At 38.9% G+C, this 12,617-nt stretch carries 12 protein-coding genes and 1 other RNA gene; 7 read left to right on the plus strand and 6 right to left on the minus strand.

Annotation, left to right across the window (positions count from 1 at the left end):
• Positions 1 to 289: 289 nt before the first annotated feature.
• The 5 genes from hxsD (at position 290) to OGY62_RS22605 (ending at position 5,390) form a co-directional block, all read left to right on the plus strand.
• Positions 290 to 562, plus strand: coding sequence for a His-Xaa-Ser system protein HxsD (gene hxsD / locus OGY62_RS22585; RefSeq protein WP_000333417.1), 273 nt, complete (start codon positions 290 to 292; stop codon positions 560 to 562).
• Complete coding sequence (gene hxsB, locus OGY62_RS22590) at positions 562 to 1,950, plus strand: His-Xaa-Ser system radical SAM maturase HxsB (protein ID WP_269564788.1); 1,389 nt, start codon at positions 562 to 564, stop codon at positions 1,948 to 1,950. The genes hxsD and hxsB overlap by 1 nt, the downstream gene beginning before the upstream one ends.
• The gene (gene hxsC, locus OGY62_RS22595) at positions 1,943 to 3,055 is read left to right on the plus strand and encodes a His-Xaa-Ser system radical SAM maturase HxsC (protein WP_286460579.1); all 1,113 of its coding nucleotides are present in this window, start codon (positions 1,943 to 1,945) and stop codon (positions 3,053 to 3,055) included. The genes hxsB and hxsC overlap by 8 nt, the downstream gene beginning before the upstream one ends.
• A complete protein-coding gene (gene hxsA, locus OGY62_RS22600; protein WP_286460581.1) occupies positions 3,052 to 3,687 on the plus strand; it encodes a His-Xaa-Ser repeat protein HxsA in 636 nt (211 codons plus the stop codon). Before hxsC ends, hxsA begins: the two co-directional genes overlap by 4 nt.
• A gap of 68 nt (positions 3,688 to 3,755) precedes the next feature.
• A complete protein-coding gene (locus tag OGY62_RS22605) occupies positions 3,756 to 5,390 on the plus strand; it encodes a DUF6119 family protein (RefSeq protein WP_286460582.1) in 1,635 nt (544 codons plus the stop codon).
• Between the two features lie 261 nt (positions 5,391 to 5,651).
• On the opposite strand, the gene OGY62_RS22610 is transcribed toward OGY62_RS22605, so the two are convergent.
• The 6 genes from OGY62_RS22610 to smpB form a co-directional block, all read right to left on the minus strand.
• On the minus strand, positions 5,652 to 7,472 hold the full coding sequence (locus tag OGY62_RS22610) for a DUF3732 domain-containing protein (RefSeq protein ID WP_286460585.1): 1,821 nt from the start codon (positions 7,470 to 7,472) through the stop codon (positions 5,652 to 5,654).
• Positions 7,472 to 7,918: a three component ABC system middle component gene (locus OGY62_RS22615; RefSeq protein ID WP_286460586.1), complete on the minus strand. Its 447-nt coding sequence runs from the start codon at positions 7,916 to 7,918 to the stop codon at positions 7,472 to 7,474. Before OGY62_RS22615 ends, OGY62_RS22610 begins: the two co-directional genes overlap by 1 nt.
• Positions 7,915 to 9,078, minus strand: a complete 1,164-nt coding sequence (locus tag OGY62_RS22620) for a hypothetical protein (RefSeq protein ID WP_286460587.1) — start codon at positions 9,076 to 9,078, stop codon at positions 7,915 to 7,917. Before OGY62_RS22620 ends, OGY62_RS22615 begins: the two co-directional genes overlap by 4 nt.
• A gap of 250 nt (positions 9,079 to 9,328) precedes the next feature.
• Positions 9,329 to 10,558 (minus strand): integrase domain-containing protein, encoded by a 1,230-nt coding sequence (locus tag OGY62_RS22625; protein ID WP_286460589.1) that lies wholly within the window; start codon positions 10,556 to 10,558, stop codon positions 9,329 to 9,331.
• Positions 10,559 to 10,723: 165 nt separating this feature from the next.
• Positions 10,724 to 11,086, minus strand: a transfer-messenger RNA (tmRNA) gene (gene ssrA / locus OGY62_RS22630).
• A 145-nt stretch (positions 11,087 to 11,231) separates the two neighbouring features.
• Positions 11,232 to 11,714: an SsrA-binding protein SmpB gene (smpB, locus tag OGY62_RS22635; RefSeq protein WP_012134708.1), complete on the minus strand. Its 483-nt coding sequence runs from the start codon at positions 11,712 to 11,714 to the stop codon at positions 11,232 to 11,234.
• 169 nt (positions 11,715 to 11,883) lie between these two features.
• Between smpB and ratA the strand changes: the two genes are divergently transcribed.
• Both ratA and OGY62_RS22645 read left to right on the plus strand, forming a co-directional pair.
• Positions 11,884 to 12,321: a type II toxin-antitoxin system toxin RatA gene (gene ratA / locus OGY62_RS22640; RefSeq protein ID WP_024130854.1), complete on the plus strand. Its 438-nt coding sequence runs from the start codon at positions 11,884 to 11,886 to the stop codon at positions 12,319 to 12,321.
• Positions 12,311 to 12,601, plus strand: coding sequence for an RnfH family protein (locus OGY62_RS22645; RefSeq protein WP_012134706.1), 291 nt, complete (start codon positions 12,311 to 12,313; stop codon positions 12,599 to 12,601). The genes ratA and OGY62_RS22645 overlap by 11 nt, the downstream gene beginning before the upstream one ends.
• The last annotated feature ends 16 nt before the right edge of the window (positions 12,602 to 12,617 follow it).

Consider the following 12,617-nt stretch of genomic DNA (forward strand, 5'->3'; position numbering starts at 1 on the left):
TGAAATTCCGCGTTTTAACGTCATGTTGGCTACTTGGCTACTTGGCTACTTGGCTACTTGGCTACTTGGCTACTTGGCTACTTGGCTACTTGGCCGGTTCAAGCGGCATATGATAATCAGAAAACATCATTGATTATCATAGGATAAGCAACATCATTTTTTCAGAGTAGCCATTAAGATGCTAACATCCTGTAACATATTAATTAAATGGTGTATTCTCATTTCTATAGGAAAAATCCGCTTTAAAGCGGTTGCTGATTGTGATTATTAGTTTTGTGAGGCAATGGCAATGTGCGAAAGGACGTTAAAAAAAGATGTTTATTCTGAATGGGTTATACGCAATAGCCTGTACTGGATGACTTCTCTTACTCAGTGGAAACTTTGTGAAGATATATCCTCCTGGACAATCTCTTTTGAAAACGATGGTCCCGAATGCCTCTATGAATTCGAGAGGCTGCTGAATGATTATGCTTTGCGAGAAAAACTACAGCATAAAACGGGGGCGTTGAGAGACTCTATTGTCCATAAAGTGCTTCGCAGTGTCGATGAAAGGCTTTCGTAATGGAATTGATGCCATTCAATTTTGACAGATTGCCTAATGGACGGGTTTTTATAAGCAACCTCGCTGGCTTTCATCACTTCATTAATGAGCAAGAGCTGCTTGATCTTTCTGATGAGCAAATCAGTGCGGAGCAATCAAACGCACTAGAAAGCAAGCTATTCATAACCAACGAAAGCTCATCAGCTATTGCTCCCTATGCTTTAAGTTCTGCTTTTGCAAAACGATTGATGAATGAACTGGCGGTCAGGCCAATTTTCATGGTTGTGCCCACATTACGTTGCGACCATACCTGCAAGTATTGTCAGGTCAGTAGAGCTTCCGTGAACGCCTCTGGTTATGATCTAGATCCTGCTCTCATCCCTGATATCATTTCTACTATCAAAAAACTATCAACTCCACCTTACAAGATAGAGATACAGGGTGGAGAGCCACTCTTGCGGTTCGATTTAATTCAGTCTATCTATGAGCAATGTGCTGAAACGCTGGGAAGCACCGATTTTGAGATGGTGGTAGCATCAAGCCTGTCTGTCTTGAATGAGGGTATGCTTGAATGGTCGAGAGATAGGAACATAACGTTCTCTGTTTCGCTTGATGGTGAGGAAGTTGTTCACAACAGTAATCGAATTCTTGGTCATGGGCTTGCGTACAGTAGAACAGTGTCAGGGGTAGAGGCTATCAAACGGTCTTTAGGCGCTGGTCGCGTTGCAACGGTTACTACAGTTACTAAAGATCTCATTAGGCATCCTGAATCGATTGTCCAGGCTCACTTGTCTCTTGGCCTCAAGGACATGTTTATCCGACCTGTTAGTCCCTATGGGTTTGCACAAAAAGCATCGTTCACATTTTCTATGGAGGAATACTTCAGTTTCTATGCCTCGTTGATAGATGAAATCCTTAAGATGAATATTGAAGGGATAAGGGTTGTGGAACATTCGGCCTCCATTCATCTGAAAAGGATCTTCAATCCCGGCTTTAGTGGTTATGCGGATTTAAAGTCGCCAAGCGGGGTCGTGCTTAACAGTATTCTTTTCAATTATGACGGTCGAGTATATGGTAGCGATGAGAGCCGTATGTTGCAGAAGGTGAATCCTGAAACGGAGTTCAGTGCGGGTGAGGTTAAGACGATATCATTTTCCAAGAGTCCTTACTATAACGCAGTATTGAGTTCATCGTTCAATTTTGCTCTGCCAGGTTGTGATACATGCGCGTATCAACCATTTTGCGGTGCAGACCCATGCCAGAACATAAGTGTACAAGGTGAGCCTGTCGGTGATAGGAGTCGTTCAACGTTTTGTCAGTATCACAAGGGGATGTTCAGGTATCTGATGAACTGCATTTCAGAAGGTGGTCCGAAGGCTGAGATGCTAAAAGGATGGGCATATGTCTAAGGTTATCAGGAACGATATCTTTCATTTTGCTTCAAAAAAGAATGTGCCCACGGGGTTCTATCGGTTATGCAAACAAAAACCAGTGAACCCTTTATTCTTTTTACCCAATTTGCTGGTAGTTGCTGAAAGCAATAATGATGCCATTCTACCATGCTTTGATTACTCTGTTATTAGCACTGAATTATTTGAGTCAATTGAAGATGGAGATATCGGGATAATCAACAATGGCAATATGATACGCGTTATTCTGTCCCGCAGAGCCAATCATAATACTGTCTTAGTTACGGAACGTTGCAATAACTTGTGTCTGTTTTGTTCGCAGCCACCAAAGAAATCAAATGATGACTGGCTACTTACCCAATCAGCTTTTGCTATAGCTTCATTTGGTTTAAATGGAGTTGTTGGGGTCAGCGGTGGTGAACCTTTGCTGTATGGAGATGATTTCCTTCACTTCCTTGATTTTATCATCGAGAATTCACCAGATACTGCTTTGCATGTTTTAACAAACGGACGCAAATTCGCTGATACCAACTTTACTCAGGAAATGGCAAAGCGAAGCAAAAAGATCAAAATCACTTTTGGTATCCCGCTCTACTCATCAAGACCACTTGTGCATGATCATCTTGTAGGGAGTGATGGCGCATTTAATGAAACGGTTAAGGGGTTAATCAATGCAGGAAACTCAGGGATTAATATCGAACTTAGAGTTATTCCGACACTGGCTAACTATACAGAATTGGATGATATTGTAGAGTTCGTTGGCCGTGTATTCTCTAACATCAATCAGATTTCCCTTATGGGGCTGGAATCTATCGGTTGGGCGCGAAAGAACTGGTCAACAATCTTCATTGAGCACAGCAGTTATAGTGAGAAAATAACCTCCGCCATAGACGCTGCACACAGATCAGGCATACCTCTAACAATTTTTAATTATCCTTTGTGTCATCTTCCTGAAAGAGCCTGGGAGTTTGCTGCTCAGTCGATCTCTGATTGGAAAAATTACTATCCTAAAGAATGTGATGAATGCACTCAGAAGTCTTCCTGTACTGGTTATTTCAGTTCCTCAACAGGCCGTTTTCATCAACCACCGAGACCAATTATATGAGAAAATTTAATTTTGCTGCTCTACTTCCGGGATTTTTGGCGCTCAATAATTCTGTATGGGCAAGTGATTCATCCACCGGAGCAAGTGATTTGCCTGGTATGACTCTTAATGAACATGATTTAGTGATAGCCCCACTTAACACCGAAGTTCCATTCTACATTGCAGGGCATCGCAGTCATAGCTCCCATCGAAGCCATAGTTCTCACCGATCATCATCAGGTGGCGGATACTATGGTGGCAGCACTCCTTATTATCCAAAAACATACAGCTCACCAAGCTCATCTGGGCCTTCAAGTTCAGGAACAAGTTCCTCATCGTCCTCTTCCTCTGTGCGTTCGCTTCGTTCTAACGACAATAACAACCCTACTACTACGAATTCTGTTGGAACTACAGAAGCTAACCGTGCAAGTAATGGGCTGACTTCTGGTACAGAGAAGCGTAAGCGCTTAATCATGCGGGTTCAATTCGCTTTGCTGGACAAAGGTTATTACAACGGGAATATTGACGGCATAATGGGGCCTTCGACAAGGCAGTCAATAAAAAATTATCGCATTGCGAACGGACTACCAGTACCCTCAAGTGAAACCTTGGATACACAGTTGTTAAATTCATTGAGTATTTTAGCTCGATAAATTAAGTATATTTAAAATTGTTCACTTTAACATTAACTTGTATGAATATATATTTCAGAGGCGATTAAATGTCAGTCAGCTATAACATATATAGAATGCCATATAAGAGTCTTCCAGAATTGACAAAAAAAATCATTAAAGAAGGACTTGTCGAACAAAAAACTATTCTACATCAATCTTATCAACTCAAATTTTATTTTTCTGATAAGTTAAAAGGAAATGAAGTATGGTGGTGGGATGTATTTAGTGATTTCTTCAATGAAGAAATTGAAAAGCCTCATAATATATTCTATTTTGGCCTGCTAATAGGATTTAAAGAAAAGGACCCTGAGAATTGCTATCTTATCAGTCTTGGTAAATCACATTTTTATCTCAGCAAGTTTATTGAAGCAGACTTTGGGCTGAATGTGGCAATGCGTATAGCTAATGATGAAAATATTTTGCTCAAGAAAAGTAGATTCTTTTGTGGGGGAAAGAGTCAGGAGGCATCGTCATACTCACAGTTTGTGCAAGGATCATATTTTCCTGGCGAATCCATCGAACATCTTAAAACAAAAGCCAAAGAAACTGACAAGTGGGGATGTAATAATATAACTTTTTCTGATTCAATTCAGCTAAGTTTAGATGGTGCCCCTACTGCATTAGTAGATGTCTTCAATGATATTGATTCTTCGTTGGCAACCAAAGAGAAAATCGAATTTCCTAAATCGGAAAAAATCACTGACGAGTCAAAAATAGATGAGCTTGATAATTATCTACTTCAATCGATCATTAAAGATGATGTAAATGTTATTATAGATGAGATTCAATCTTTTGGTGCCTCTATTGTAATTAATAATTCTTTGACATTTTTTAAATTGCACACAAAAGTTGAGGGGAGTGGAAAGTATCTTCAATCAGCAGATAAAGTTAATGATATAAAAATAACAGATGTTAAGCAATTTATAAAAAACAACGACATAAAGGATATCAATAAAGTTTTTGTTAAGATAACTAATGAAAATAACAGTGGTCATACGGCCTCTCTAAAAGAAATATTGAGTATTACTTATAGCGATGGCAGTGAGCACTACTTCCTTAAGAGGGGAGGGTGGAGTCGATTTAACTCTGCCTTTATGAAGTATTTGTCTACCTCTTTAGCAGGTATAAAATTTGAGGTTAAAGATGCTCTAAAGGAAGACGACTTCAAAGCATGGCAAGCTGAAAAAATAAAACAAATCGAAGAAGGAACTTCTAAAGACAAATTAGAATATAGAGAGTACTATTTTAATGAAAAGATGTCTGTTGAGAAAGGTTATACACTTCTAGATCGCCAGCTCAAAAAAATACCCTCCTTACGTGATGATGGAAAGGACTACAATGTTGAAGTTGCAGATCTTTATAAAAATGGAGAGATTATTGCTGTAAAGATATCAGATAAACCGCATGATCTAATTTATAATATTGAGCAGTCAAAAACTACAATTCAAACTATAGTAAGAGGAGTAGTAAAATTTGAAGAGAAAATTACTGATGTGGTTTTATGGATCTCAACTACTACAAAAGCCAAAAAATTAATTGACATCAATTCTATCCAATTTTTATTAGCGGTTCAAACTTGGAAGGAAGTTGTTGAAGGATTTAATTTGAAACCAAAGATATATTATTCGCATCACGACAAACCCAAAAAGAAAAAGGAAAAGAAAAAGCCAAAAAATGGTTGATTAAAAATATTGAATTTCCTTATCGAATAATTTCAGGAGAGAAAAGAACATTCTAATTACCACATTATAAATATTATTTGAGTGTATTGATGAATTTAAAATCTTATGTGGTGGTGTTATGTGAAACTTACACCACCATTGTTTATTGAACATCTTTAAGAACTTTCAAAATTTACTCTGGATGTTGGTTATAAGCCCCGTAGCTGATAAGCTGTGGCACTATGTATGCAATCATAGTGCCCTCATAATCTCTGTACGATTTTATTTGAAATGAATTAAACCATAATTGCCTCTTAATTCATTATCAACAAGAGTAAAGTTCGTCATTTCTCTGTCAAGCCAATAAGACTCTTCAATATGCTCTAACAGTATTATTTGGAAACCACCATGAGACCGCATTTTCTCAACAAAAGAATTAATTTCATTTAGGGCTGCATCAAGGCTTGCAAAGTCATCAGTTTTTTTACCAGCAGTACTAAAATATGGAGTGCTGGGCTGGTCAATTACTAAGAATCGTGGAACCCACGGTACGTTTCTATCTCTTACCAATTCGTGAAGTGCAAGGAAATAAGCTACATGTACATACATATAGTTAGAAGCACTTCCAATATCTATCATTTTTTCAACTTGATTTTTATTTATCAGATCAAGTGTTTTTTTTGCCTTGTTAAATATCGGAGTTGCATCCTCAAATCCTTTTAAAGGCATCCGTGTGAATATTTCCTTTATTTTTCCGTTCAGTAAACTCAATGTATATTCTTTAAAGGCATTATTATCTGTTATCTTGCTTTCTAACTCATCAATTTTCGTAGTTATCTTTTCTATAGTATCAGTGTAATCATATTTAGGGAGAACAACTATCCGTTTAATTTCAGAACTGAGTTCGCCCATGAACCGATAAAGTTCGATTGGTGTAACCTTTTCATCACTAACAGTTGCAAGTTTTTTACTCAAGGATGATATTTTAAGTTCTAACTCTTTTCTCTTAGCATTTGTTTTTGATATGAGTGAGTTTTGTCCTTTTTCGGCTATAGCTTTTTTTATCTCTGAGCTTTGGTTCAATAAAGATTTAATGATTGAATAGATGTTTTTTGTATATAATATGTTGCTGTAATTATCATCTAGATATTTGGCTATTAAAAGAGAGTCTTGGTTTTCTTTTAAAAACCTCTTATATTCAGTATTTGTTTCTATATATTCATTAATGTCTGTAAGTTCTTTTTTTAAGAGGAAAAGTTCTTTTTCGATTTTTGTTTTTTCATTAATTGCTGGAATTTCGTTTATATCCCTGTAATTAACTATCGCTCTCAAATTTTCAAATTTATCACTTACAGTTGGTTCATTCTTGCTGTTTTCAATTATTAAACCAAAATTATACGCCCTGTCGTATAGTGATTCTATTTCACTTTCGAAATTGAAATAAGAGTCTTTGCTAACCGACTGTTTATATTCGATACGAGCAAGATTCCTTTGTAATTCTTCTAACCGCGTTCTCATTATCATAGTTTCGGCGTTTTCACTGCCAAGAGCCATGTCAAAAGTTCGGTCAATACGCTCTCTTGTCTTTAAATCAGAGATTTTTGAATAAAGATGTTCTGAAGAGGTTAGTGTTGTTTGATCTATAAAGCAATGCGGGATAAAATATCTATAGGATACTTTTGACCCTTGTTGTATGAATCTACCACCATAAGGGATTTTTAGAGAACTATTAATACCAAACTCATAATTCAGATGTTCCTTTAAAACATCCTTTTTGATATTGTTTATTGGGGTTTGTGGAATGTCTCCATTTTTGTCAAAGTAAACTAGATCATCTTCTTCAAAGTGTGTCGCTTTTCTACAAATAGTGAAATATTTACCGTTAATACTTAATCTAATCCCATACCAATTTACAAAATTATCGACATTTGTTTTTGATATACCATCAGAGGATGAGGATAAAAGGCAATAATCAACAATAGCCAGTATTGAGGATTTTCCTTTGCCAGAATCACCTGTTATTACATTTACCTTGTTTTCCTCAAGTTCTAAATTCCTCAAGGTTGAATCAATTTGCCATATTAAAATATTAGTAATCTGCATTATAATCTAACTCCACAAATGTCATATATATTGTGTGGTTCTTCTAATAATAAACGTGCAACATTTATAGATGCTGCCTGTATTTTTACGGCTCTTTTGCCAATGAACGGGATCGTATTATCTAATATTAACTTGTTTTTAAATGCTAATCTACCTTGGTCTAATTCAGCTATTCCATTTTCAAGGCACAATGAAACACAATTTACTGAGGATGGAAGGAAATTATAGAATCTTTTATTTATGGATACTATTATTTCGGGCTTGGTTAATAGTAGATCTTGAAAAGATAGTGTATTGGTTCTCTTGTGAGCAAGGTAATCTAAGCTTTTTTTATGAAATATAATTGGTAAAATTAGCATTGCATTGCTTATTTCAATATTTGATGCTATTGATAACACCTCTTGCAAAGAGAATATGCCTAAAAGCTCATTGTTATATATTTTCATTTATAGACTGACTCCCAGTTTTGAAGCCATCCTATTTTTGGCTTATCTGAAAGGAGCAAGAACGTTCCTGTAGTCATAGACTTAGGTAATTGATTTTTATCCAACACAATATTACAGTTTCCTGTCAATTCAGTATAGACAAAGAAAGCTTTATTAAGATGATCTTCATTTATTTCTGTAAAACGGCTTCGTATATACGTTGCTGAATGACGAGATTGCCATTCATCAAGCGCTTTTTGATATATTAGTCTTTCTTCTTGAGTTGTTAAATCTCCAGAGCTTTGTAATTTTTGAATGAAAGCTTCTGTCTTGGCCATTTCATTTATATATTTTACGATTGAATCGCTATTCAAATCCAAATCTTTGAGTTGTTTGTAAGAGATCTTTGATTCAACGTTAGTAGGGTATGCAGATTCAAAATCGTAGTATTGGTCGAAATTATTTATACAATGTCTTGAAATTTGAATAATCCTATCTATTCCAAAATTATTTCGGAAATCATTATAGCTTATATTTATCTTTCTGTGATTTTTAATTAGATCATATTTACGTTCAAAGAACGTACCCGATATGTAATAAAATACGTCATCTAATTTATCATTTGGGATTGCTAATGTTTTTAGTAATGTTTTAATTTGGAATATAATCCCATCTTCGCTATGTTGAAAACTTATACTATTAAATAACCTGTCAAAAGTATTGCTATCGAGTGAGTTAATAATAGAAATATACTTATAAAGGTCATCTGACTTATTTTTATGATCTTGTTCTATCTTTTTTACTTCATCTTTTATTTTTTCAATGTCTTTAGTGTCGTTAGCTATAAGTTGCACGATACCAGGCTCTAAGGTAAGGCCTTTATTAGTGTAAAAAATAAGGCTAATACTTTTGTCGCCTATGGTCTTAATCGCCTCTGCCCAATTATATAATGTTTTCCATAAGTCTATGTCTTTATTAGTTATATTAGACTTGTTAATTGAATGTTTAACTTGAACCAAAGTTTTATGACCCTCGATGCTCTCAAGATGGAGATCGTCATAAACTTCAATCCCAATGTGTTCTTCTGGTTTAAGCTCTAAGGCATGTTTTAAAGCAACGTAATCTTGATAGGTAAAACCTATTGAATTTTTGTCAGCATTAGTTTTTTCAAAGAAATCCATATGGTAGCCCACTAAGGAAACAAGCAATGAAAGCATAAAAAAACATCAGTATCTTTTTTTCACCATATCAAACACTAAAAACATATGGAAGCATACGTATCAAAGTTTAGTTATATAACCTTATGTTTTTATACTGGTTTTATGTACATGTGCGCTTTAAATTCGATGATAATGTTTTAGCTAAGGGGCATTCGTCAGCATATGGGCTTTCCAGGCTATCCCTATCCTTCTTGCTGATCCCCTGTATCAGTCAAGCAGCGATAGCTTTAGCTCTTTGAGTTTGAACGTAATCACTCCACCATTGCATCAAACTCTGTCGCTCTATCAGATATTCTGCACGATTGTATGCTGCGATAATTTCATCTTTTTTAGAGTGGGCAAGTGCTGCCTCAAGAACTTCAGCTCTGAACTTACCAGACTCCTCTGCCGCTGTTCTTGCAATCGAACGCATACCGTGAGCTACAAGCTCCCCTCCAAACCCCATTCGGATAATAGCTGCGTTGGCTGTTTGTTCATGCATATGATTAAGAGGCGCTTTAATGCTGGGGAAAACCCATTCTCTATGCCCACTTATTGATTTCATTAATTCAAGGATGTGCAAAGCTTCTTTACTCAAAGGAACTTTGTGAGGCTTTTTCATTTTCATAAAATCTGCAGGAATGTTCCAAATGCTGTTGGTTGTATCAATATCAGACCACCTTGCGCGGACGGCTTCACCCGGACGAACCCATGTCAACAATTGCCATTCAATTAGCATACGTGTTTCCAACCGGATTGACGCATTCGTCAAAGATTCCATAAACCTTGGCAATTCGCTTGGGGGAAGGGCAGGCATATTTTGCTTTTTTGGTTTACTGAATCTTTGACCAAGGTTGTCAGCCGGGTTGAACTCAATAAGTTCTTCAGTGGCTGCCCACCGGAAGATTTCATTCAGACGTGAAATGATGCGGCGTAGAGTTTCCAATACGCCTCGTTGCTCAATAGGATCAAGGTGTTGTTTTAAGAGCTTAGGTCGGATCTCATTGATAGGGACATTACCCAGACCAGTAAAGACATTTCTCTCTAAGCTGCGCCAGATGTCTGCTGCATGGTCTTGTGAGATACCTGAGGTCTTTACCTTCTCATCCAACCATTTCCTTGCCACGGCTTGGAGAGTGTGTTCAGTAGCATTCTTTAAGGCATTAGCTTTATCGTTGTTATGAACTTGGGGATCAATGCCATTAGCAAGCAAGGAAAGGTATTCATCTCGTAAGGCTCTGGCTCTTGCCAGTGTAAGGTGAGGATATGTCCCAAGGCTCATTTTGGTTCTTTTTTTACTGACTGGCACTGCATACCTGAAATACCAATTCTTCTTTCCTCCTTTCGAGAGGGGAGCGATTCGTAGTATCAAACCATCTCCGTCAAACAAGTTGATTTCTTTGTCGGCTGGCTTGGTGCTTTTGATTTCAGTGTCAGTGAGCTTCTTAGCGATTTTTGCCATTTTGGGACCCTCGGTTTTTGGACCCTTCTTAGTGGGTCCCATTCAGGGTGCCATAAGTGATAGTTCTCAGCAATTCTCACTGGACGACAATAGACGTAAAAAAGCCCGCAGAGCTTGTGCTGTGCGGGCTTAGTAGACTTCATTGTACTTCAAACAACTAAAAAGTGGTGGAGCTGGCGGGAGTTGAACCCGCGTCCGAAATTCCTACATCCTCGGTACTACATGCTTAGTCAGTCTTTACATTCGCCTGGCACCTGCGGACGGACACGCCACTACCAAACTAGCCTGATTAGTTTTAACGCTTCAACCCCAGGCAGGGCATCCACGCGATCTCTTTTGGGTTTGACCTCTCTTTGATCCCCGTCTTAAGAGCGGAAGCTAGGGAGAGAGGGCTCAGAGCAGGTTATTAAGCTGCTAAAGCGTAGTTTTCGTCGTTTGCGACTATTTTTTGCGGCTTTTTACGAGGCCAACCGCCCCTCGGCATGCACCTTGGGTTTCGCAAATCCCGTCGAATCCAGAATCAGCCCCAATGTGTTACGTTAAGTATAACAGAGTTGTGACACGTGTGACCAGCCCCCGATTTTCCTTATCTTCAAGGATTTACCGCTCATTTCGCGTGATGGAACGATTTGCTTAAATAGCCAGCAACGAAAGCGGTGTTATCAGGGAACGTTTAGCGGCCTGCATTCTTCATGATGCGGGCTTTATCCAGTTGCCACTCACGCTCTTTCAGGTCTGAGCGTTTATCATGCTGTTTCTTACCTTTTGCAACGCCGATTTTCACTTTGCACCAGGCGTTCTTCCAGTACAGTGAAAGTGCGACGACGGTATAACCTTCACGATTGACGCGTCCGTACAGGGAGTCGAGTTCGCGCTGGTTCAGTAGCAGTTTACGGGTGCGAGTGGGGTCACACACGACGTGCGTTGAGGCGACTGCCATTGGCGTAAAGTTTGCGCCGAACAAGTATGCTTCGCCATCCCTGAGAAGGACATAGCTATCGCTAATATTCGCTTTGCCCGCGCGCAGGGATTTAACTTCCCAACCTTGCAGGGCGAGTCCAGCTTCGAACTCTTCTTCAATAAAGTATTCGTGTCGGGCGCGCTTATTCAACGCAATAGTGGCTGAGCCAGGTTTGTGTGCTTTTTTCTTCGTCATAATGCCGCTCAGTATAGGTAATCTGAAATCGAAAAACACCCCATTTCATCCTGCGGGGGATAAGGCGTTATCTTAGCATGAACCTGCGTAGGCCCTGTTGAGGTATAGCGTTTTTTTTACCTGGGGATAAATGGTATTATTTGTTCGATTTATGTTGATGGAAATTGCTATGCCTCAGATTAGCCGGACCGCTTTAGTCCCTTATAGCGCGGAACAGATGTATAAGTTAGTGAATGATGTTCAGTCCTACCCTCAGTTTTTGCCGGGATGTGTCGGCAGCCGTGTGCTGGAATCGACGCCGGGTCAGATGACGGCGGCCGTGGATGTGTCTAAGGCAGGGATCAGCAAAACATTCACGACACGTAACCAGTTGACGAATAACCAGAGCATCCTGATGCATCTGGTCGATGGCCCTTTCAAAAAGTTGATTGGCGGGTGGAAATTTACGCCGCTCAGCCAGGAAGCGTGCCGCATCGAGTTCCACCTCGATTTTGAGTTCACCAACAAGTTAATTGAACTGGCGTTTGGCCGCGTCTTTAAAGAGCTGGCTTCTAATATGGTGCAGGCGTTCACCGTTCGGGCCAAAGAGGTTTACAGTGTCGGCTAAAATTGTCGTCGAAGTGGCGTATGCGCTGCCCGAGAAACAGTATTTACAGCGTGTGACGTTGCAGGAAGGCGCGACGGTTGAAGAGGCGATTCGTGCTTCCGGTTTGCTGGAACTGCGCACCGATATCGATCTCGCTAAAAACAAAGTCGGTATATATAGCCGCCCGACAAAACTTGCCGACGTGGTTCATGACGGCGATCGGGTAGAGATCTATCGACCGCTGATTGCCGATCCGAAAGAGTTGCGCAGACAGCGAGCGGAGAAATCGGCAAATAAATAATCATGGATGCCTGAAC

The sequence above is a fragment of the Citrobacter sp. CK198 genome (genome assembly GCF_030333295.1).
Classification (GTDB): domain Bacteria; phylum Pseudomonadota; class Gammaproteobacteria; order Enterobacterales; family Enterobacteriaceae; genus Citrobacter_B; species Citrobacter_B koseri.

Coding starts and splice junctions, on each gene's coding strand:
- OGY62_RS22610 (WP_286460585.1), bottom strand. CDS start 7,472: ATGCAGATTACTAATATTTTAATATGGCAAATTGATTCAACCTTGAGG.
- hxsA (WP_286460581.1), top strand. CDS start 3,052: ATGAGAAAATTTAATTTTGCTGCTCTACTTCCGGGATTTTTGGCGCTC.
- hxsD (WP_000333417.1), top strand. CDS start 290: ATGTGCGAAAGGACGTTAAAAAAAGATGTTTATTCTGAATGGGTTATA.
- hxsC (WP_286460579.1), top strand. CDS start 1,943: ATGTCTAAGGTTATCAGGAACGATATCTTTCATTTTGCTTCAAAAAAG.
- smpB (WP_012134708.1), bottom strand. CDS start 11,714: ATGACGAAGAAAAAAGCACACAAACCTGGCTCAGCCACTATTGCGTTG.
- ratA (WP_024130854.1), top strand. CDS start 11,884: ATGCCTCAGATTAGCCGGACCGCTTTAGTCCCTTATAGCGCGGAACAG.
- OGY62_RS22605 (WP_286460582.1), top strand. CDS start 3,756: ATGTCAGTCAGCTATAACATATATAGAATGCCATATAAGAGTCTTCCA.
- OGY62_RS22625 (WP_286460589.1), bottom strand. CDS start 10,558: ATGGCAAAAATCGCTAAGAAGCTCACTGACACTGAAATCAAAAGCACC.
- OGY62_RS22615 (WP_286460586.1), bottom strand. CDS start 7,918: ATGAAAATATATAACAATGAGCTTTTAGGCATATTCTCTTTGCAAGAG.
- OGY62_RS22620 (WP_286460587.1), bottom strand. CDS start 9,078: ATGGATTTCTTTGAAAAAACTAATGCTGACAAAAATTCAATAGGTTTT.
- hxsB (WP_269564788.1), top strand. CDS start 562: ATGGAATTGATGCCATTCAATTTTGACAGATTGCCTAATGGACGGGTT.